This window comes from Methylobacterium sp. WL64, assembly GCF_008039945.1.
Lineage (GTDB): Bacteria > Pseudomonadota > Alphaproteobacteria > Rhizobiales > Beijerinckiaceae > Methylobacterium.
On record NZ_VRVA01000001.1, the window covers coordinates 248,977 to 269,598 of the forward strand.

At 69.6% G+C, this 20,622-nt stretch carries 16 protein-coding genes and 1 pseudogene; 12 read left to right on the forward strand and 5 right to left on the reverse strand.

The genetic code is table 11. The features are described 5' to 3' along the window. Nucleotides 1-14: 14 nt before the first annotated feature. Together FV242_RS01165 and FV242_RS35305 are read left to right on the forward strand one after the other, a co-directional pair. Entirely contained in the window at nt 15-1,646 is a 1,632-nt protein-coding gene (locus FV242_RS01165; RefSeq protein WP_147908740.1) for an AarF/ABC1/UbiB kinase family protein, read from the forward strand. Nucleotides 1,647-2,202: 556 nt separating this feature from the next. After that, nucleotides 2,203-2,757, forward strand: a pseudogene (locus FV242_RS35305) (HWE histidine kinase domain-containing protein); the annotation flags it as partial. A gap of 397 nt (nt 2,758-3,154) precedes the next feature. Here FV242_RS35305 and FV242_RS01175 read toward each other — a convergent pair. Then, nucleotides 3,155-3,502: an Hpt domain-containing protein gene (locus FV242_RS01175; RefSeq protein ID WP_246691979.1), complete on the reverse strand. Its 348-nt coding sequence runs from the start codon at nt 3,500-3,502 to the stop codon at nt 3,155-3,157. Nucleotides 3,503-3,667: 165 nt separating this feature from the next. On the opposite strand from FV242_RS01175, the gene FV242_RS01180 reads away from it, so the two are divergent. The 7 genes from FV242_RS01180 (at nt 3,668) to FV242_RS01210 (ending at nt 12,994) form a co-directional block, all read left to right on the forward strand. Then, nucleotides 3,668-5,131, forward strand: a complete 1,464-nt coding sequence (locus tag FV242_RS01180) for a sensor histidine kinase (protein ID WP_147937628.1) — start codon at nt 3,668-3,670, stop codon at nt 5,129-5,131. Continuing rightward, complete coding sequence (locus FV242_RS01185; protein WP_147937629.1) at nt 5,116-6,525, forward strand: sigma-54 dependent transcriptional regulator; 1,410 nt, start codon at nt 5,116-5,118, stop codon at nt 6,523-6,525. The genes FV242_RS01180 and FV242_RS01185 overlap by 16 nt, the downstream gene beginning before the upstream one ends. Nucleotides 6,526-6,672: 147 nt before the next feature. Then, the gene (locus tag FV242_RS01190; RefSeq protein ID WP_147937630.1) at nt 6,673-7,998 is read left to right on the forward strand and encodes an MFS transporter; all 1,326 of its coding nucleotides are present in this window, start codon (nt 6,673-6,675) and stop codon (nt 7,996-7,998) included. A 20-nt stretch (nt 7,999-8,018) separates the two neighbouring features. Beyond that, a complete protein-coding gene (locus FV242_RS01195) occupies nt 8,019-9,320 on the forward strand; it encodes a metallophosphoesterase (RefSeq protein WP_147937631.1) in 1,302 nt (433 codons plus the stop codon). A gap of 51 nt (nt 9,321-9,371) precedes the next feature. Beyond that, entirely contained in the window at nt 9,372-10,640 is a 1,269-nt protein-coding gene (locus tag FV242_RS01200) for an arsenic transporter (protein ID WP_147908747.1), read from the forward strand. 73 nt (nt 10,641-10,713) lie between these two features. Next, a complete protein-coding gene (locus FV242_RS01205) occupies nt 10,714-11,652 on the forward strand; it encodes a DMT family transporter (RefSeq protein ID WP_147937632.1) in 939 nt (312 codons plus the stop codon). 328 nt (nt 11,653-11,980) lie between these two features. Continuing rightward, nucleotides 11,981-12,994 carry an acyltransferase gene (locus FV242_RS01210; RefSeq protein ID WP_147908749.1) on the forward strand — a complete coding sequence of 338 codons (1,014 nt, stop codon included), beginning with the start codon at nt 11,981-11,983 and terminating at the stop codon, nt 12,992-12,994. Nucleotides 12,995-13,031: 37 nt separating this feature from the next. Here FV242_RS01210 and FV242_RS01215 read toward each other — a convergent pair whose 3' ends face one another. Next, the gene (locus tag FV242_RS01215; protein WP_147937633.1) at nt 13,032-13,259 is read right to left on the reverse strand and encodes a hypothetical protein; all 228 of its coding nucleotides are present in this window, start codon (nt 13,257-13,259) and stop codon (nt 13,032-13,034) included. A 168-nt stretch (nt 13,260-13,427) separates the two neighbouring features. On the opposite strand from FV242_RS01215, the gene FV242_RS01220 reads away from it, so the two are divergent. From FV242_RS01220 to eda, 3 genes are all read left to right on the forward strand, one after another. Continuing rightward, a complete protein-coding gene (locus FV242_RS01220; protein WP_147853624.1) occupies nt 13,428-14,549 on the forward strand; it encodes an asparaginase in 1,122 nt (373 codons plus the stop codon). Nucleotides 14,550-14,854: 305 nt separating this feature from the next. Beyond that, a complete protein-coding gene (edd, locus tag FV242_RS01225) occupies nt 14,855-16,681 on the forward strand; it encodes a phosphogluconate dehydratase (RefSeq protein ID WP_147937634.1) in 1,827 nt (608 codons plus the stop codon). Between the two features lie 32 nt (nt 16,682-16,713). Continuing rightward, nucleotides 16,714-17,334 carry a bifunctional 4-hydroxy-2-oxoglutarate aldolase/2-dehydro-3-deoxy-phosphogluconate aldolase gene (eda, locus tag FV242_RS01230; RefSeq protein WP_147937653.1) on the forward strand — a complete coding sequence of 207 codons (621 nt, stop codon included), beginning with the start codon at nt 16,714-16,716 and terminating at the stop codon, nt 17,332-17,334. A 75-nt stretch (nt 17,335-17,409) separates the two neighbouring features. Here eda and FV242_RS01235 read toward each other — a convergent pair whose 3' ends face one another. From FV242_RS01235 to FV242_RS01245, 3 genes are all read right to left on the reverse strand, one after another. Next, nucleotides 17,410-17,706, reverse strand: coding sequence for a hypothetical protein (locus FV242_RS01235; RefSeq protein WP_147908753.1), 297 nt, complete (start codon nt 17,704-17,706; stop codon nt 17,410-17,412). A 118-nt stretch (nt 17,707-17,824) separates the two neighbouring features. Further along, on the reverse strand, nt 17,825-19,936 hold the full coding sequence (locus FV242_RS01240; protein ID WP_147908754.1) for an ABC transporter ATP-binding protein/permease: 2,112 nt from the start codon (nt 19,934-19,936) through the stop codon (nt 17,825-17,827). 151 nt (nt 19,937-20,087) lie between these two features. Next, nucleotides 20,088-20,408 (reverse strand): hypothetical protein, encoded by a 321-nt coding sequence (locus FV242_RS01245; RefSeq protein ID WP_147908755.1) that lies wholly within the window; start codon nt 20,406-20,408, stop codon nt 20,088-20,090. Nucleotides 20,409-20,622 lie beyond the last annotated feature (214 nt).

A 20,622-nucleotide genomic window follows, 5' to 3' on the forward strand; every position in this document is an offset into this window, starting at 1 on the left:
GGATCGCCCCCTTCATGCTGAAGACAGCCTTCGTTGCCGCCCGCGACCGTCAGAGGCTGTCGGAGATCGCGTCGATCCTGATCGGCTTCGGCGTCACGCGCGTCGTGGACCGCCTCGGCCTGCGCTACCTGCCGCTGCTGCCGCGCCGCCGGCCGCGGGTCGACGTCACCCGGCTGTCCGAGCCCGAGCGCCTGCGCCGGGCGATCGAGGCGCTCGGCCCGACCTTCATCAAGTTCGGGCAGGTGCTGGCGAGCCGCCCGGACCTGCTGTCGCCGACCTGGACCGAGGAGCTGCAGAAGCTCCACAGCCAGGTCGTGCCGGTGTCGTGGGAGCAGATCGGCCCGCAGCTCGAGCAGGATATCGGCGCCCCGCCCAACGAGGTGTTCGCCGAGTTCGACACCAACCCGATCGCCTCCGCGTCGATCGCGCAGGTCTACCGGGCGCGCCTGCACACGGGCGAGGACGTGATCGTCAAGGTGCTGCGTCCGAACCTGCGCAAGATCATCGAGGCGGACCTGCGCCTGATGGCCCACGGCGCCCGGATCGTCGAGAACGAGTGGCCGGACATGGCCCGCTACCAGCCGCGGGAGCAGATGCGCCACCTCGCCGACGGCCTGAACGGCGAGCTCGACCTGCTCAACGAGGCGCGCAATTGCGAGCTGCTGGCGCAGATTTTCGAGGACCGCGACGACATCGTCTTCCCGAAGATCCACTGGGAGTATTGCTCCGAGCGGGTGCTGGTCCAGGACTTCATCCACGGCATCCCGCCCAACGACGATGCGGCGCTCCGCGCGGCCGGGCTCGATAAGAAACTGCTCGCCCAGAAGGGCACCGACGCCTTCCTGCAGATGGCGCTGATCGAGGGCGTGTTCCACGCCGATCCGCACCCCGGCAACATGCTGGCGATGCCGGGCAACAAGATCGGCTTCATCGATTTCGGCATCATCGGCCGGCTGTCGCAGCGGCGGCGCTCGCAGCTGCTGGTGCTGATCGGCGCGATGCTCAAGCAGGACGCGGACGGCCTGATGGCCGTGCTGCTCGACTGGACCGGCACCAGCAATCCGGACCTCACGAAGCTTCAGGTCTCGGCCACGTCCTTCGTCGAGAGCCACTCCTCGATCCCGCTGAACCTCGGGCTGGTGCTCACCGACTTCATGAACATGGCCCGCGAGAACGACCTCGCCATGCCCACCGACCTGGCGATCCTGTTCAAGGGGCTGGTCACCGCCGACGGCGTGATGCGCCACCTCGATCCGGATTTCGACCTGTTCGCGGCGGCCGGACCGACCGTCAAGGCGAGCATGCAGACGCAGTTCTCGCTGGGCGCCCTCAAGCAGAAGGCCGAGGCCCTGGGTGTCGGCCTTTATGGCGCGGCCTCGGAGCTGCCGACCCTGATCCACCTGATGCTGGTGCGTCTGAAGCAGGGCCGCGTCACCGTCGAGATCGAGATCAAGGGCCTGGACAAGGTCACCCGTGGCATCGAGCGGGCCGCCGCCCGGGTCGCGGTCGCGTTGGTGGTGGCGGCCTTCGCCACCCAGTTGGCGCCTCGGCTGATCGACCTCGGCACGCCGGTCTTCGTCTCGATCGGCCTCGTCATCTTCATCCTCGGCATCGGCTGGCTGGTTCTGCTGATGCGGAACAAGTGATCGGTTTCGCCGCCTTAGTGGGCGGCGAAACTAGTTGTCGGACCACGCCGAATACACAGTTCGTTTGATTATCCGGAATCTCGTGCTAGCGTCGAGAACCCTTCGATTCGCGAGGTTGCGAGCGGGGTGCGCCACCAGAAGCGGTTCGATCCGCCGGCGCCTCCGGGCCTCGACATCGCGTCGCCGCACCTCGTCTTCGGTGGGTCCCCCATGGCGCGCGCGCCGCGGGGGTGGACGCTGAGATGGGGGGCGAGCGATGGATGCGGGCCTCATGCTGGCGCGCGCGGACGGGTCGGATCGACGCCTGGTCGCGCTCGAAGCGGAGAACATCCGCCTGAGGGCCCTGCTGATGCAGGCCACCGGCCAGGCGGATTCGGAACGGCAGCGCAGCCGGCGCCTCGGCCGCATCATCGAGGCCGCGAGCCGCGTCGAGGCCGGTCGCCTCGGCCGTGAGCCGCGCCACGCCTCTGGGGGCCAATCGCTGCACCACCACGCCCTGGAGGATGCCGCCGCGTGGTCGGCACCGTCTTGGGCCGGTGAGCTGACCGCCCCCGGGATGCTCCAGGCCGCCGCGGATGTCCTCGAGGTGCTCGACCGCGACGGGCGCGTGATCACCGCGGGCGAGAACGGCCCGGCCTGCCTGTGTGTCCGGACCCCAGCGGACACGATCGGTCGTCCCTGGATCGATATCTGGACCCGCGAGGAAGACCGCGAGGCCGTGGCAGTGGCCCTGGACAAGGCGCGCCTCGGCGGCGCGAGCCGCTTCCAGGCCAAGCTGGAGGCCAGCCGTTCCGTGACGTGGTGGGACATCGCGGTCACGCCCGTGGGCGGCCAGCGCGGCCATCCCGAGCGGATCCTGGCCGCGTCCCGGGACATCACAGAGCTGAAGCTCACCGAGGCGCGCCAGACCCTGCTGATGCAGGAGCTGTCCCATCGAATGAAGAACACCCTGGCCATGGTCCAGGCGGTGGCGGCGCAGACCCTGCGCAACGCCGGCTCGCTGGAGGCGGCCGGGGAAGCTCTGGCCGCGCGGCTGCTGGCGTTGGCCCAGGCCCACGACGTGTTGCTGCAAGGCTCCTTCGCGGCGGCCTCCCTGGTCGGCCTGGTCGAGGGGGCGGTGTCCCTGCACGGCGACGGCGTCGCCGGCCGGTTCCGGGTCGAGGGCGACGACCTCACCCTGGGCCCGCGCCACGGCATGGTGCTGGCGCTGATGTTGCACGAACTCGGCACCAACGCCGCCAAGTACGGCGCGCTCTCGGTGCCCACCGGGCAGGTGCTGATCGCCTGGGACATCGCAGGCTCGGGTGACGGCGCCACCCTGCGGTTCCGCTGGGAGGAGGTCGGCGGCCCGCTGGTCGAACCGCCGACCCGGACAGGGTTCGGGACGCGGCTGATCGCCCGCAGCCTGGCCCACAGCTTCGGGGGGGACGGCGCGGTTGAGCTACCCGCCGACCGGCGCGGTGCTGACCTTCGAGGCGCCGCTGGCCGCCGTGACGGCCGGCTGACGGTCAGCGGTCCGCGGGGGTTGCTTCGCGCAGATCGCGCAGGGCCGCGATGGTCTCGTCGCGCAGGCTTCGGAGATGTGCGAGTTGCCCCGCGAGGTCGCCGCCGCCGAGCTTCGCGGCCTGTTCGAAGGTGCGGCAAGCCTGGGACAAGTCCGAGCAGCCGAGCATCCCCGACATCGAGACCAGGGTATGGGCTTCCCGGGCGTAGTCGGCCTCGCCCTGGTCCGCGCCGTCGAACGCCGTGGCGAGGCTGGTGGCGAAGCGATCGAGCAGGCGCGCGAGCTTCTCGGTGCCGATGACACCTTCGAGTTCGTCGAGCGCGGACCGATCGACGCGGGACTGTGACACCATCCGTCTCCGGCAGCGGATTTGCGGAACGCTTCGACAAAAGCGCGCTATTGCCGCGAGGTCCAGCGGCCGATTCCGATCACACCGGTATGTGCCACCGTTTCCACAGCGTGCCCACCCGGATATCGGCTGAGCGGGGGCGACGGTCGCCCCGGAGGACCCTGCGCCGTGACGGCCTATAGCCTGCGCGCCCGGCTGCTCGCCCTCTGGATCCTGCTGCTGGCCTCGGCGGCGGCCACCGCCTACCTGATGTTCGGCTTCTACAGCCAATCCACGGCCGTCCAGGTCGCGCAGGCGGAGGTCGCGGTCGGGCGGGCCTGCCGGGAGATCATCGACCGCTACGCCGCTCTCACCCGCCGCACCAAGGGTACCATCCCGCGAAGCGAGCTCGGCGGCACCGTCGGGGCGGCGCTCGAACTCTTCCCGGGCATCGAGGGCGGTGTCTGGAGTGCCGCGGACGGCCCGGTCGCCTACGCGTACCCGACCTACGAGGGCACCGGGCCGAAGACCGACCTCCCCGAGGCCGAGCGCGACAGCATCGCGGGGGTGAACGCCCAGGCCCTGCGGGTGGACCACGCCGTGGCGTTCCGCCGGCCGAGCCGCACGCAGGTTCTACTGGTTCAGGGCTGCCCGCTGCACGGACCCGAACCCGGGCTGACCGCCTGGACGATGGGCCGCGCTCACGTCAACGACGGGCCCGCCTACACACGCTTCCTGGCGGGCCTCGGCTTCCTGGCCGTGACCGTGCTGGGCTCGGCCGCCTTCCTCGGATGGTTCCTGTACGGGTTCTCGGGCCGGATCGCCCGGTTGGAGGCCGCCCTGGCCGCGCCCCCGCCGGACGGAGAGGACCTGCCGCGGTTGCAACGGACCGGCGAGCGCGAGCTCGACCGGCTGGTCGATGCGCTCAACGCCGCGGGCGGGCGCCTCCGCGAGGCGCGGGCGCGGGTCGTGGCCGCGGAACGCCTGGCGGCCGTCGGGCGCCTCGCGGCCAGTATCGCCCACGAGATCCGCAATCCGATCGCGGCGATGCGGCTCAAGGCCGAGAACGCCCTGGCCAGCGGCACCCCGGAGCGGGCCACCGTGGCCCTGGAGAGCGTGCTCGGCCAGATCGCCCGGGTCGATCACCTGCTGCGCGACCTCCTGAACCTCACCCAGGCCCGCACGCTCACCCGCAGCCCCACCGACATCGCGGCGCTGCTGTCCAATTGCGCGCGCCTGCACGAGGATCTGGCGAGCGCCGGGGCCGTGCGGATCGCGATCGAGGGGGACGCGTTGCGCGGAGCGGACCGGCCGCAGATCGACGGGGCCCAGATCGCCCGCGCCCTCGACAACCTGCTGCTCAACGCGCTCCAGCACACGCCCCCGGGGGGCCGGGTCCGCCTCACTGCCGAACGCGTGGCGGTCGAGGGCGCGGTGCGTCTGCACCTGCGGGTGAGCGACACCGGCCCCGGCATCGATCCCGCGATCCGCCCCGGGCTGTTCGAGCCATTCGTGACCGGACGGCCGGACGGGACCGGCCTCGGTCTCGCAATCGTGCGTGAGATCGCTCTGGCGCATCGCGGCGCCGTCAGGCTGATCGATGGCGCGCCCGAGACCACCTTCGTGCTGGACCTGCCATGGCGACCATCCTGATCGTCGACGACGATTCCGCCCTGCGCGAGGGGCTGGCCGAGACCGTGGCCGATCTCGGCCACCGGCCCCTGCCGGCCGCCTCCGGGGCGGAGGCCCTGGCGCTTATGAAGACGGAGCCGGTTTCGGCTGTGCTGCTCGACCTGCGGATGCCGGGCGACCTCGACGGCATGGAGACCCTGGCGCGGATCTGCGCCCTGAAGGCCAGGCCGCCCGTGACGGTGCTCACCGCCTTCGCGAGCCCGGCCAATACGATCGAGGCGATGCGCCTCGGCGCCCACGACCACCTCACCAAGCCGGTCGGGCGCTCCGAGCTCGCCGCCGCCCTCGATGCGATGCTCTCGAGCGTCAGGCCGGATCCGGACGACGGCAATCTCGAGGGTGGCCTGATCGGCTCGAGTGTCGGCATGCGCCGCGTCCAGAAGACGATCGGTCTCGTCGCCGACACCGACTCCACGGTGCTGATCCAGGGCGAGACCGGGACCGGCAAGGAGGAGGTGGCACGCGCGCTCCACGCCTATTCCGCCCGCCGGGGACGGCCGTTCGTGCCGGTCAACTGTGCCGCGATCCCACCCGACCTGCTGGAGAGCGAGCTGTTCGGCCATGTCCGCGGCGCCTTCACGGGCGCGGTCGTCGACCGGGCCGGCGCCTTCCATCAGGCTGAAGGCGGCACGCTGTTTCTCGACGAGATCGGCGACATGCCCCCGCCGATGCAGGCCAAGATCCTGCGGGTGATCCAGGACCGCATGGTCACGCCGCTCGGCGGCCGGTCGGGGCGCGTCGATGTCCGCCTGATCGCCGCGACCCACCGCGACCTGCCGGTGCTGGTGGACCAGGGCCGGTTCCGGGCCGACCTCTACTACCGCCTCAACGTCGTGCCGATCCTGCTGCCGCCCCTGCGCGAGCGCCTGGCCGACATCGTGCCGCTGGCCGAGCATTTTCTCGGTCCCTCGGGCAAGCGGCTGAGCGCGGGCGCCGCGTCCCGGCTGCTGGCCTATGGCTGGCCGGGCAATGTCCGCGAATTGCGCAATACCGTCGAGCGTGCCGCGGTGCTGGTGCGCTGCGGGGTGATCGCGGCCGACGCGATCGATCTCCCGACGGCGCGTGCCGCACCGCTTTCCGGGGATGGGGGCGCCCCGGAGGGATGGCCGGCGGACTGGCTCGCGGGCGACCTGCCCGGCGCCGTCGCCCGCCTGGAGCGGACCATGATCGCCGTGGCGCTTCGCGAAGCGGACGGAAACCGGGCCCGGGCCGCTCGCCGCCTCGGAATCCAGCGCCAGCTCCTCTACGCCAAGATCGAGCGCTACGGGCTCGCCGCTCCGGGAACAGACCTGTCGGCAGAAGCGACGGTTGATGTCGCGAATCCCGACGCATCCGGCGAGGCCAAGGGTGGGTAAACCACTCACAGGCCTGAGAATCGTCCCCGAACGAGTCTTCTCGAACAATTACAGGGAACAGATGGATTAAGCGGGCGTCAAGCTCGTCACGTGCCGTCCCAGACAGGGTCCGGCCGCGGCGGTATTCGGGCGGGGGCCAGGATCAGGATGGACAGGACCGATACCGGAGCGGCGGCGCGCGGCGCGACCGTCCGGACTCCCTCCACCAAGGCGTTGCGCGGCCTCGACGCCCTCAACTTCTTCCTCGCCGACGTGCGCGACGGGCTCGGGCCCTATTTGGCGATCTACCTGATCGCGGTCCGGGGGCCGGACCAGGGTTGGAACGAGGCCACCACCGGCCTTGTGATGACCATCGCGGGCATCCTGGGTCTCGTGGCGCAGACGCCGGCCGGCGCGCTGATCGATGCCACCAATCACAAGCGGGCGATCGTGATCGGGGGTGCCATCGCGGTCACGGCGAGCTGCCTGATCCTGCCGTTCATCTCGAACTTCTACCTCGTGACCGCCACGCAATCGATCGCTCACGTGGCCGGCACCATCTTCCCGCCGGCGCTGGCCGCGATCACGCTCGGCGTCGTCGGCCCGAAGATGTTCGCCAAGCGGATCGGCCGCAACGAAGGCTTCAACCATGCCGGCAACGCCGCCTCCGCGGCCATCGCCGGCGGCTTGGCCTACTTCTTCGGTCCGATCGTGGTGTTCTGGCTGATGGGCGTGCTGGCCGCGCTCTCGATCGGTGCCATGCTGCTGGTCCCGGCCGATGCCATCGACGACGACCTCGCCCGCGGCATGACCGAGGCGGAGGCCAAGGCGGACGAACAGCCCTCCGGCCTCAAGACGCTGCTGCAGAACAAGCCGCTGATGCTGTTCGCCGTCCTCTGCGCGATCTTCCACCTGTCCAACGCCGCGATGCTGACCTCGGTCGGGCAGCTGCTGACCCATCTCTCCGGCAAGGACCACGCGACGTCGCTGATCGCCGTGTGCATCGTCGCCGCACAATGCGTGATGGTGCCGGTGGCGGTGTTCGTCGGCGCCCGGGCCGACATCATCGGCCGCAAACCGATCTTCCTGGCGGCCTTCGGCGTGCTGGCTTTGCGCGGCGTGCTCTACACGCTCTCGGACAACCCGTTCTGGCTGGTCGGCGTCCAGCTCCTCGACGGGGTCGGGGCCGGCATCTACGGCGCCCTGTTCCCGATCGTCGTCGCCGACCTGACCCGGGGCGCCGGGCGGTTCAACGCAGCCCAGGGGGCGGTGGCCACGGCCCAGGGGGTCGGCGCCTCGGTGAGCGCGACGCTGGCCGGACTGATCATCGTGTCGGCCGGCTATTCCACCGCCTTCCTGGCGCTGGCCGCGATCGCCGGGCTCGGCTTCGTCCTCTACCTGACGCTGATGCCCGAGACACGGGGCGGGGAAGCCGCGAGCGGCACACCGGATAGCGGCTCCGGCCTTCCGCCGGCCGTACCGGCGGCCGTCTGAACCGCCGACGGGAACCTCCGATGTCCGCCCCCGACCACCAGTCCTCGCCTGCGCGCGAGCCGCTCGTCTTCCTGCATGTCGGCGACCTGCACCTGCAGGATCCCGACGCGCAGAATGCCCGCGACCTCGCCGCGATCCTCGATCAGATCGCGACGATCGCCCCCCAGGACCTGTTCGACTTCGTCTACCTGCCGGGCGATTTGGCCGAGAACGGCTATGCCGCGGAATACCGCATCCTGAAGGACGCGCTCGACCGGCATCCGCACCTGCCGCTGCGATTGATCCCGGGCGACCACGACCGCCAGCACGGGCGGATGGACGCGTTCCACGCCTTCGCGGCGAGCCTGGGGGCCCGGTTGCCGGAACCGATCACCTGGGAGCTGGAACAGCCGCCGTCCGGCTGTCCCGAGACCTGGCCGGTCCTGCCGATCCCGCATTACTGCGCCAGCGCCGATATCCAGGGCGTGCGCTGCCTGTTCGTCGACATGATCAGCCCCGGTTTCAGCCGGAAAGGCATCGGCCTCGATTTTCGGCTCGGCGGTTGCCAGACCCAGTGGCTGAGCGATCAGCTCACCGACGCGGCCGACAAGAAAATACCGTGTGCCGTGTTCATGCACGCCTATCCGGACGACCTGCGCGAGCCCGATGACCGTCTCGATATCGGAGGTCTGGTCTGGGCGACCCGGGTCCGCCTCGTGGAGATGGGCCACACCCACTACAATGAGCTCGCACCCGATGGCCGGACCCTCTACGCCGCCGCCCGCTCGGTCGGGCAGAACGAGGACGGCTCGGTCGGTTACGCGGTCGCGGCGATCGATGGGCCGGTGACGAGCTGGCGGTTCCGCGCCCTCGACCGGACCGCGCCGTTCGTGCTGATCACAAGCCCGGCCGACCGCCGCGTCGCCACGCTGCCGACGACGGATGTGACGTGCGGCATGGCGCTCGACGCCGACGGGCGGATCGCCGTCCGGGCCGTCGTGCTCTCGGACGCACCGCCGCGCTACGTCCATTGCCGGGTCGATACAGGCCCGTGGATCCTGATGCACCGGGCGGAGGGGGCGCGCTGCTATGCGGCGGCGCTGTCCTGGGACGGAGGCGGACGCAGCATCCAGGTCGAGGCGGTGCATGAATGCTGGCCCGGGCACGGCCCGGACTACGTCGACACCGACGTGATCGAGCCGGTAATCGCTTTTTCGGACCATGCGGCCGCGCCGCCGATGCCGGAAAATCCGGGTAGCGACGCGGGCCGGATCCAGAGCTGGGTCGGGAAGGGTATCCGCGGCGACCAGCTCGGACCCAACCGCTACGGCCGCAAGTGGTGATCGTGACCAAGTGGTGAGCCTCGCCACGCCTCCGGGGGGAGATCGTTAGACGTGTTCGCTGGATTGAGCCTGACACCGAATTTGGCGACCTGGGGCATCGCCGCGCTCGCCACCCTGGGCGTGATCGTGCGCCCGTTCTCGTGGCCGGAGGCGATCTGGGCGGTGCTCGGCGCCGCCCTTCTGGTCGTGCTCGGCCTCCTGCCCTGGCATGTCGCCCTCGACGGCGTCTTGAAGGGCACCGACGTCTACCTGTTCCTGGTCGGCATGATGCTGCTGGCCGAGATCGCCCGGAAGGAGGGGCTGTTCGATTGGCTCGCCGGCCTCGCCGTGCGGGCAGCCAAGGGCTCGCCGACCCGGCTGTTCCTGTTGATCTACCTTGTCGGCACCGTGGTGACGGTGTTCCTGTCCAACGATGCCTGCGCGGTGGTGCTGACGCCCGCGGTCTACGCCGCCGCCAAGGCCGCCGACGCGGAGCCCCTGCCCTACCTGTTCATCTGCGCCTTCATCGCCAACGCGGCGAGCTTTGTGCTGCCGATCTCGAACCCGGCCAACCTGGTGGTGTTCGCCACCGACATGCCGCCTCTCGGCCAGTGGCTCGCCACGTTCGCACTGCCCTCGGCGCTGGCGATCGTCGCCACCTACGCGGTGCTGCGGCTGACCCAGAACAGCCGGCTCAAGGGCCAGACCATCAAGACCGATGTCGAGGCCGTACAGCTCGGCCTCGGCGGCAAGGTCGCGGGCCTGGGCATTATCGCCACCGCGGGCGCGCTGATCGGCGCCTCGGCCGCCGGCATCGAACTCGGCCTGCCAACCTTCGTGGCCGGCCTCGCCACGACCCTGCTGGTGGTGGCGCTCAACCGCGGCGGCCTGGTCGAGGTGGTGAAGGACGTGTCCTGGGCGGTCCTGCCGTTGGTGGCGGGCCTGTTCGTGCTGGTGGAGGCGCTGGAGAAGACCGGTGTGCTGACCCTGCTGGCCGACACCCTGAAGAGCTACGCCCAGGGCGATCCCACCGCCACCGCCTGGGCGGGCGGCGCCCTCGTCGCCTTCGGCACCAACCTCGTGAACAATTTGCCGGCCGGCCTGCTCGCTGGGGCTGCGGTCCAGGCCGCCGAGGTTTCCCACAAGGTCGCGGGCGCGATCCTGATCGGCGTCGATCTCGGGCCGAACCTGTCGGTCACCGGCTCGCTCGCCACGATCCTCTGGCTCACCGCGATCCGCCGCGAGGGCGAGGACGTGTCGGCTTGGCAGTTCCTGAAGCTCGGCCTGCTGGTGATGCCGCCCGCCCTCGTGCTGGCCCTCGCCGCGCTGCTGCTCGTCTGAGAGCCCGGTCTCCGGTTCCCAGGACGACGCCGCACCAAACCGCCTCGCCCTCCCACGACCGGAGACCCCGATCTTGAACGCCGCCCTGCTCTATCCCTTCATCCTGGTCGCCGGCGCCTTGCAGGCGCTCGGCAATTCCATGAACGCGCGCCTGCGCGACGCGCTCGTTAACCCGTGGCTCGCGGCGACCTACTCGTTCATGCCGATCGTGATCGTGTTCACGATCCTGTTCTTCACCATGCCGACGCCGCTGCCGACGCTGGAGACCCTCGGCACGATGCCCTGGTACGCGCCGCTCGGCGGGGTGGCCGGCGCGGTGGCGGTGTTCGGCGGGCTCGCCTTCGTCGACAAGGTCGGGGCCGGCCCGTTCAACGGCCTGACCATCACGGCCAACATCCTGACCTCCCTGGCGCTCGACAGCCTCGGCCTGTTCGGCCTGAAGGCCGGGGGCTTCAAGGCGATGCCGTGGCTCGGCGGGCTGCTGATGGTGGTCGGCATCGTGTTCATCGCCCGCGCCACCGGCCCGAAATCGGACGACGAGCAGGCCGAGTCGGGCAAGGGCGGCCTGATGGCACGGTTGCTCTACCCGTTCATCCTGGTCGCGGGCTCGCTCCAGGCCGTCGGCGTGGTGCTCAACGCGCAGCTGCGCGGCGCCCTGGTGAATCCCTGGCTCGCCGCCACCGTGTCATTCATCCCGGTCGCGTTGGTCTTCCTGTTCGTGTTCCTGCTCCGCCCGACCCCGCTGCCGACCCGGGCGGACGTAGCCCGGGTGCCGTGGTGGGGCGCGCTGGGCGGCATCGCCGGGGCGGTGGCGGTGTTCGCCGGCCTGCTGTTCGTCGACAAGGTCGGAGCCGGCGCCTTCAACGGTCTGCTGATCACCGCCAACCTGTTCACCTCCATCGCCATCGACCATTTCGGTTGGCTCGGCATGAAGCGCGTCCGCGCCGGGATCGGTCGGCTGATCGGCGGCTTGCTGATGGCAGCCGGCATCGTGCTGATCTCGGTGTTTTGATCGCGCGCGGAGCAACGGCCGCGGATTGACCCGAGCGCCGGAAAGCTCGACTTCCGCAGGGGCCCGGGCCGCCGCTACGGCCTCCCGGGCCGCGACGCCGAACGCGGAACCGATGACCGTTCAACGTCTTGCGAGGTCGCCCAGCGGAAGCCCGGCCCCATCCGCGTGGGTCGGGACCGGCACCGGTCCAGGATCGGGCCTCGCAATGACCCTACGCCTTTCGAACCGCCGGTGGCACGCGCCTCAAGAACCTACCCCCTAAGGTCATCTCGCAAAGCCAAGGCAGCGCGCCGCCAGACTGTCGAACCTGAGGTTCGAGAGGCGCACCATGCCCCCGCGTCATTGGCCTTTCCTCGACGGGTGGCGCGGCTGCGCGATCCTGCTCGTGCTCGTCGGCCACTTCGGCACGACCCGCGGCATCAATCTCGGCCGTTTCGGGGTGGAGTTCTTCTTCGTGCTCAGCGGCCGCCTGATGGCCGAGATCCTGTTCGAACGCGGCACGCCGTTGAAGACGTTCTTCCTCCGCCGGGCCGCCCGGATCTATCCGGCGCTGATCTGCTTCGTGCTGGCGATGACCGGGCTCGTCCTCGCCACGGGCCACGACCAGCAGTTCTACGGCTGCGTCGCAGCCCTGACGCTGACCTACAACTATTACCACTTGTGGTTTCCGGAGGTGCCGAATGTCGACCACATCTGGTCGCTCTGCATCGAGGAGCACGGCTACATCCTGCTCGGGATGATCGCGCTCCTCAGCCGCCGGCACGCGTTTCCCGTGGCCCCGGTTCTCGCCGCCCTGGCAGCCCTCGCCAGCCTCAACGGCGCGGTCTCGACTGCGCTGGGCGGCGATTACACGGCGGTCTACTGGCGCAGCGATGTTCGGGTGGCGTCGATACTGTTCGGGGCTGCCGCCTACCTGACGGTCGGCCGGAGCGCGCCGCGGACGTCGTGGCGGCCGGCATTCCTGGCGCTGGCCGGCCTCGCCCTGAACGTCGCGGCCGTCCCCGATCCGATCAAGTACAGTCTGGGCTCCGCGCTCCTGGCCTTGGCGGTGGCCTCGTTGCCGAGCGCACCGGCCCTCCTGCGCCGGGGCCTGAGCGCGAAACCGCTGCTGCTGTTCGGCGCGTGGTCGTACGCGATCTACCTGTGGCAGCAGCCCTTCTACGTGCTCCACGATCGGCTCGGCGGGACGGCCAGCAAGGCCCTGGTCCTGCCCGCGATCGCCATGGGGCTCGTGAGTCTGTTCCTGATCGAGCAGCCGGCGCGGCGCTATCTCAACCGCCTGCTCGACCGAAGGTCGGCAGTTCCGCGCGCTGGCGACGTGAACCGCTTGGCGACGCCTTGAAGCGATCGAGCCCAACCGGGCAGCGCGCGGCGTCAATTCAGAGGGCGACAGCCATCTGCGGCTCGGCCCCTAGGTCGACCCCCAAGGCGGCACCCACGGGCTCCGGCGGTGCTTTGCGCGAGACGTAATAGAGATCGACGGCCCGCCAGAACGCTGTCTGCTCCTCGACCGACCGCCGGGCCAGCGCCGATTCGAGGATCGCCATCGCGGCCCGCGCGGGCTCGCTCCGCTCGAGTTCGTCGAGCAGTCCGGCGAGATGCAGCATTGGGGTCCACCTCCGAACGAACAGCGTCGCAATGGAACGCCCAAGCTTACGAAATGGATCCATCGGCCGGCGTCGTCGCTGCATGAAACTTGCCTCCCGGCGAGCGGGGTCTACGATCCCGGACGCGAGCCCGACTCGCGATTCTTCTTCAGACGTCAAGGATCCCCGATGATCTCCTGCCGAAGCGGCGCGGCCTGTTCCCTGCGCGGAGCGACCCTGGCTCTGTTGTTGGCCGGCACGATCGGGGCCACCCCGTCCGGCGCCCGCGAGATGACCGACTCCAGCACCGCTGCGGCCGTCAAGAAGCCGAACGTGGTCATCCTGGCCACCGGTGGCACGATCGCGGGCGCCGGGGCGGACGCGGCCAACAGCGCAACGTACACGGCCGCCAAGGTGCCGGTGGACAAGCTGATTGCCGCGGTGCCGCAGGTGAACACCATCGCCAACGTGCGCGGCGAGCAGGTCTTCCAGATTGCGTCGGAAAGCTTCACCGACGCGCAGCTCGTCCAGCTCGCCAAGCGGGTCTCCGCCCTGCTGAAGCAGGACGACGTCGATGGCGTGGTCGTGACCCACGGCACCGACACCCTCGAGGAGACGTCGTTCTTCCTCGACCTCGTGGTGAAGAGCGACAAGCCGATCGTCGTCGTCGGCTCCATGCGGCCGGGCACGGCGATCTCGGCCGACGGCGCCCTCAACCTCCTCGATGCGGTCACGGTCGCGGCCAGCAAGGAGGCGATCGGCCAGGGCGTCACCGTCACGATGAACGACACGATCCAGTCCGGCCGCGACGTGAATAAGCGGACCAACGTCGTCCCCAGCGCCTTCTACAGCCAGTGGGGGCCGCTCGGAATGGTCATCGAGGGCAAGACCTACTTCTTCCGCTCCCTGTCGAAGCGCCACAACAAGAGTTCGGAATTCGACATCGACCAGATCGACAGCCTGCCGCTGGTGGGTATCGTGTACGGCTCAGGCAACATGATCCCGGGCGTCTACGACGCGGAGGTTCAGGCCGGCGCTAAGGCGATCGTCAACGCCGGGACCGGCAACGGCTCGGTGGCGGGCTACCTCGTGGACAAGCTGAAGGACATCCGCTCCAAGGGTACGATCGTGATCCGTTCCTCGCGGGTGCCGGACGGCCTGGTCCTGCGCAACGCCGAGCAGCCCGACGACACATACGACTGGGTGGTCGCCCACGACCTCAACCCGGCCAAGGCCAAGATCCTGGCCGCCGTGGCACTGACCAAGACGCAGGACACCAAGGAGCTGCAGCGCATCTTCTGGGAGTATTGAACACCCGTCATTCCCAAGCTTCCCACCCGCGACCTCAACGGGAGGTCGCGGCGCATAGCGTCGCCCTCGAAGAAGCCCTCCAGTCAGACGCGCTCCCTGGAGACATCCTTCGAGGCTCGCTGCGCTCGCGCCTCTGGATGAGGGTGTGATTGGGACGGCCATCGTCGGCAGCCGCGCTCGGCCGCCCTGCGCCGCAACCGGGTTACATCGTCCCGGGCACCGCCTAGATAGCCCGGTGCGACGCGGTCGCGGCCGGGATCAGTGCCGGCCCTGCGATCCGCCGGCACCCTGACGGAGGAACGAGCATGACCGAGCTTCATCCCGAGGTCGCGGCGGTCACCGAGCGCGTCGTGGCGCGCTCCCGCGAGTCCCGGCGGACCTATCTCGATCTGATCGCCCGGGAGCGCGATTCGGGCGTGCACCGGCCGACGCTCGCCTGCGGCAACCTCGCCCACGGCTTCGCCGCCTCCGGCGAGGACAAGCCGGCGCTTCGCGACGGCCGGACGGTGATGAACATCGGCATCGTCACCGCCTACAACGACATGCTGTCGGCGCATCAGCCCTACGGGCGCTATCCCGATCAGATCAAGGTGTTCGCCCGGGAGCGCGGCGCCACCGCGCAGGTCGCCGGCGGCACACCGGCGATGTGCGACGGGGTCACCCAGGGGCAGCGAGGGATGGAGCTGTCGCTGTTCTCGCGCGACACGATCGCGCTCTCCACCGCGGTGGGGCTGAGCCACGGCATGTTCGACGGCGCCGCGCTGCTGGGCATCTGCGACAAGATCGTGCCCGGCCTGCTGATCGGGGCGCTGCGTTTCGGCCACCTGCCGACGATCCTGATCCCGGCGGGGCCGATGCCCTCTGGGCTCGCCAACAAGGAGAAGCAGCGGATCCGCCAGCTCTACGCCGAGGGCAAGGTCGGCCGGGCGGAGCTGCTCGAATCCGAATCCGCCTCCTATCACGGCGCCGGCACCTGCACGTTCTACGGCACCGCCAACTCGAACCAGATGATGATGGACATGATGGGCCTGCACATGCCGGGCGCCTCGTTCATCAATCCGGGCACGAAGCTGCGCCAGGCCGTGACCCGGGCGGCGATCCATCGGCTCACCGAGATCGGCGCGGACGGCAACGATTATAGGCCGCTCGGCCTGTGCGTGGACGAGAAGGCGATCGTGAACGCCGCGGTCGGCCTGCTCGCCACCGGCGGCTCGACCAACCACGCGATCCACCTGCCGGCCATCGCGCGCGCCGCCGGCATCGTGATCGACTGGGAGGATATCGACCAGCTGTCCAACGCCGTGCCGCTGATCGCCCGGGTCTACCCGAACGGCGCGGGCGACGTGAACCACTTCCACGCCGCCGGCGGCATGAGCTTCGTCATGGCGGCCCTGCTCGATGCCGGGCTGCTGCACGACGACATCCTGACGGTGGCCGGCCAGTCCCTGCGCGACCACGCCCGCGACCCGAAGCTCGACGGCGACGAACTCGCCTTCCAGGATGCCGTGCCGGAGAGCCTGGACGACACCATGATCCGCCGGCCGGGCAACCCGTTCCAGGCGGATGGCGGCATGCGGCTGGTGACCGGCAACCTCGGCCGGGCGACGTTCAAGACCAGCGCCGTTGAAGAGAGCCGCCGGACTATCGAGGCCCCGGCCCGGGTGTTCTCGGACCAGGACGACGTGCTTAAGGCGTTCAAGGCCGGCGAATTGGAGCGCGACGTGGTCGTTGTGGTCCGATTCCAGGGCCCCCGCGCGAACGGCATGCCCGAGCTGCACAAGCTGACGCCACCGCTCGGCGTGCTCCAGGATCGCGGCCATAAGGTCGCCCTGGTGACGGACGGGCGCATGTCCGGCGCCTCCGGCAAGGTGCCGGCGGCCATCCATTTGAGCCCGGAAGCGCTCGGCGGTGGGGCCATCGGGCGGATCCGCGACGGCGACATCGTCCGCCTCAGCGCCGCCGAGGGCCTCCTGGAGGTCCTCGTCGACGACGCCGAGTTGGCCGCCCGCGAGGAGGCCGTTCAGCCGGTTCCCGAGGCCGGAACCGGCCGGGAGCTGTTCGCTTTCATGCGCCAAGGGGCCGACACCGCCGAGCGGGGCGCCTCCGCCATGCTCGCCGCGGCCGGCCTCTGAACGTCGAACCGGAGAAGCCGATCATGAACGATCTGACCAGCATCGACGCTCTGATGCGCTCCGTGCCCGTCATCCCGGTCCTCGTCATCGAGGATGTCGCACAGGCCCGGCCGATCGCCGAGGCGCTGGTGGCGGGCGGGCTGACGGCCCTCGAGGTCACCCTACGGACGCCCGCGGCGCTGGAGGTGATCCGCGAGATGGCCCAGGTCGAGGGGGCGGTGGTCGGGGCCGGCACGGTCCTGAACCCCGGCGATCTCGACAGCGCCCTGGCGGCCGGGGCGGAGTTCATCGTCTCGCCGGGGCTTACGGACCCGCTGACCGATGCCGCAAAGGCCAACGGCGTGCCCTACCTGCCGGGCATCGCCACCGCCGCCGACATCATGCGCGGCCTGGACCACGGTCTCGACCGGTTCAAGTTCTTCCCGGCCGAGGCGGCGGGCGGGATCAAGGCGTTGAAGGCGCTGACTTCCGTGTTCGGCCGGGTGAAGTTCTGCCCGACCGGCGGCATCACCGAGGCGACCGCTCCGGATTGGCTGGCCGTTCCGTCGGTGTTGTGCGTCGGCGGCAGCTGGGTCGTGAAACCCGGAGCCCTGGATCGCGACGCCGCCACCCGCGCGGCCCGGACAGCCTCCAAGCTACGCCGGACTGCGTAAGCGTCTTCGTTCAAGAGAACGCCCGCCGCGGCAGGGCCGGGCGGGCGTTCGTCGTCACGTCAGATCAACAGCAGATCAGCAGTCGTCGCCGCCCTTGCCGGCCTGCGCAGCGGTCGGCTTGCCCTGCGACTGAGCCTGCACGTCCGACGGCGAGGTCGCGGTGCCGGCATTGGTCATGGCGCCGACGGTGCCGGGCGACTCGGCCTTGGCGCCGGGGGTGGTCGGGGTCTTCACGCTCGGATCCACGGTCGAGGCCTTGCTGGCTTCCTTGTCGCGCGTCACGGTGGTCCCGGTCGCGCAAGGCGCCGCGAAAGCAGCAGTCGACATCAAGATGAGAGCGCCGGCGCCCGCGAGGGTCTTGATCATGGTCATGCGTTCCTCCGATTTATTTATCGCATGACAAACGAACCCCGCAGTCACAGGTTCCTTAATATCTCCAAGGCGCAACTTCTGCGGGGCATTTTCCCCGGGCTTCCGGGATAAATGGCACTTATTCTGCCGGCTGCGGCTCCCGGCGTTCCCGGGGCGTGAACAGGTTGCCCTGCGGCTCCAGCACGATACGCTTGTCGTGGAACGCGTCGAGGGTCGAGCGGTGGCCGATCGATACGATGGTGGTATCGGGCAGCCGCTCGCGCAGCATCCGGTAGATTTTGGCCTCGGACGGCTCGTCGAGCGACGCGGTCGACTCGTCGAGGAACAGCCAGGCGGGCTTGGCCAGGATCGCCCGGGCGATGGCGAGGCGCTGCTGCTCGCCGCCGGACAGTCGCCGCTCCCAGGTGTCGGTCTCGTCGAGGCGGTCGATCAGGTGCGGCAGCTGGGCCGCAGTCAGGGCATCGCGGATCGCATCGTCCGAGAACTGATCGACGGTGTTCGGGTAGACCACGGCGCCGCGCAGCGTCCCCTGCGGGATGTAGGGCCGTTGCGGCAACAGCAGCGTCGATTGCCCGGCCGGCACGTCCACCCGGCCCTTGCCGAACGGCCAGATGCCCGCGATCGCCCGGAACAGCGTCGACTTGCCTGAGCCGGAGGGGCCGGTGACCAGGGTGGCGCCGCCCTGCGGCAGGGTCAGCTCCGGGGCCGAGACGATCTCGCGGCCGTCCGGCAGGGCGAGTACCAGCCCGCGGGCGGTGACGCCGTTGGCGGTCTCATTGCCCTGAATCAAACCATAGCCCGCCGTCTCCAGCGCCTCGGCCTTGCTCATCGCCCGGCGGAAGGAGCCGAGACGGATGGTGTTGGCCTTGTACGAGGCGAGGGTCGTGTACGAGTCCACGAAGAAGGACAGCGAGCTCTGAACCTGCGAGAACGCCTGCGAAGTCTGCTGCAGAGCGCCGAGCGTGATCTTCTTGGCGAAGAACGACGGCGCGGCCAGCACCATCGGGAAGATCACACTGGCCTGCCGGTAGCTGAACGTGAAGGCGATCAGCTTGATGCGCCGGAAGATGATGCCGACGTAGTTGTCGATGATCATATGGAACAGCGAGCCGAGCCGCGTCGCCTCCGCACGCTCGCCGCGCAGCAGCGCAATCTGCTCCGAGTAGATCCGGTTGCGGGCCAGCGAGAAGCGGAAATCGGCCTCGACCTGCTCCTGCCGGAAGTTGAGCCCGATCAGGGGCCGGCCGATCAGGTGGGTGAGCCAGGTGCCGACCACCGCGTAGGCGATCACCAGCCAGACTAGGAAGCCTGGAATCACCGTATCGGTGAACGGCACGACGAAGTCGCGCGACAGGGTCCACAAGATCACGATGAACGAGACGAGCTGCGCCGCCTGGCTCAGCAGCCGAATCGACAGGCTCGCGGTCTGCTGGATGAACAGGTTCACGTCGGCCTGGATCCGCTGATCCGGGTTGTCGGCTTCCTCGTCGGTGAACGGGATGCGGTAATGGGTACCGTTGCCCAGCCAGCGCTCGTACAGGCTGTGGGTCAGCCACGTCCGCCAGCGGATGTGCAGCGAGGAATCGACGAATAGGTCGAACATGCCGATGGCGATGTTGAGCGTCGCCAGGGGGACGAAGATCCAGAGCAACTGGTACCAGAACGCCGTCGCGTCGTATTCCTGCAGCGCGTTGTAGATGTCGCGGTAGAAGAAGTTGAACCGCAGGGTCAGCGCCACGTCGGCGAAGTTCACGAAGATCGACAGCGCGACCAGGTTGCGGCCGATCCGGCCCTCGGTGCTGCCGAACCAGCGGAACAGGCCGATCTCCTTGGTCGGCTTGTCGCGGTTGGCGAAATACGGGTCGGCGATGTCGGTGATCGCGCGGATCGGACCGAGATGCGAGACGCCGAGCACGATGGCGCCGAACACGACCGCGCCGGTGGCGGCGAAGTCCGGCGGCAGCAGCGCGGCCACCACCGGGGGCAGCAGGCCCATGGCGGCGCTCGTCTTCAGGCCGGCGAGCAGCAGGTAGCCGAACCCGTAGACCGAGACGAAGACCTTCAGGTAGGCCGAGATGCCGTTGGCGGCGATCAGGATACCGGCCATCGCGAAGCCGGCGAGCGAGACGTAAAGCGGTGGGCTGGGGATCCCCGGAAGCGCCAGCAGGATCAGCGCGGCCACGGCCGTGAGCACGGCCTGGATCCCGAGCCCGGTCCTGAGTGAAGCCACGCGTGTCTCCCGCCTAACGTGAGCGTTCATTCGGGAACGCAACCCGGCGGCCTTGGCCCTGGGTCATGGCGAGAACGTGGCACTTCGCGGCCGCTGTCACGTGAAAGTTTCGTCACGATCCGGCCGAGGCCACGCTACGGCGGGTCACGCGCTACCAGTTCCACTCCTCGAAGCCCGGTTCGCGGCAGCGATAGCCGATCGGGCATTGCGGATTGTCGCGGGTGGGGACGAAGCGCAGTTCGGCGATCTCGCCGCCGCTGCACTGGCCCGGGCCGCTGACGAAACGCTCCGGCACGGTACCGCCGGCGATCACCACGTCGCCCTCGCTCTTCACGAGAGCCATCGCCTCGGCGCAGCTCATCCGCGCCGGCCCGGCGGGGCGCGACGACCGCGACGATTGGGCGAACGCGCTCACCCCGGCCGCCATCGCGACAAGGTGAACGCACAGCAAGGCGAGGACCAGCGGCCTCATCGCGGACGGGTTCCGGGTACGCACCCGAGAAGAAAGTCCTCGGGCATCGCGCCATCCTGCACGGCCGGGCGGCCCGAGACTGTCACCGGAATGCGCCACCACACGGCTTTCGCCGTTGGACCGCCGCAATCACCGGATTATGGGATTCCAGGATCAGGGAAAGCGCTCGAGATTTGGTGACCGCCGACGCCCAAGGCGCGCGCCCGGCCCGCCC

Excerpts from the sequence above, each read along its gene's own strand:
- FV242_RS01165 (WP_147908740.1), top strand. The coding sequence starts at position 15 with ATGCTGAAGACAGCCTTCGTTGCCGCCCGCGACCGTCAGAGGCTGTCG.
- FV242_RS01175 (WP_246691979.1), bottom strand. The coding sequence starts at position 3,502 with ATGGTGTCACAGTCCCGCGTCGATCGGTCCGCGCTCGACGAACTCGAA.
- FV242_RS01185 (WP_147937629.1), top strand. The coding sequence starts at position 5,116 with ATGGCGACCATCCTGATCGTCGACGACGATTCCGCCCTGCGCGAGGGG.
- FV242_RS01190 (WP_147937630.1), top strand. The coding sequence starts at position 6,673 with ATGGACAGGACCGATACCGGAGCGGCGGCGCGCGGCGCGACCGTCCGG.
- FV242_RS01195 (WP_147937631.1), top strand. The coding sequence starts at position 8,019 with ATGTCCGCCCCCGACCACCAGTCCTCGCCTGCGCGCGAGCCGCTCGTC.
- FV242_RS01210 (WP_147908749.1), top strand. The coding sequence starts at position 11,981 with ATGCCCCCGCGTCATTGGCCTTTCCTCGACGGGTGGCGCGGCTGCGCG.
- FV242_RS01215 (WP_147937633.1), bottom strand. The coding sequence starts at position 13,259 with ATGCTGCATCTCGCCGGACTGCTCGACGAACTCGAGCGGAGCGAGCCC.
- FV242_RS01220 (WP_147853624.1), top strand. The coding sequence starts at position 13,428 with ATGATCTCCTGCCGAAGCGGCGCGGCCTGTTCCCTGCGCGGAGCGACC.
- edd (WP_147937634.1), top strand. The coding sequence starts at position 14,855 with ATGACCGAGCTTCATCCCGAGGTCGCGGCGGTCACCGAGCGCGTCGTG.
- FV242_RS01235 (WP_147908753.1), bottom strand. The coding sequence starts at position 17,706 with ATGACCATGATCAAGACCCTCGCGGGCGCCGGCGCTCTCATCTTGATG.
- FV242_RS01245 (WP_147908755.1), bottom strand. The coding sequence starts at position 20,408 with ATGAGGCCGCTGGTCCTCGCCTTGCTGTGCGTTCACCTTGTCGCGATG.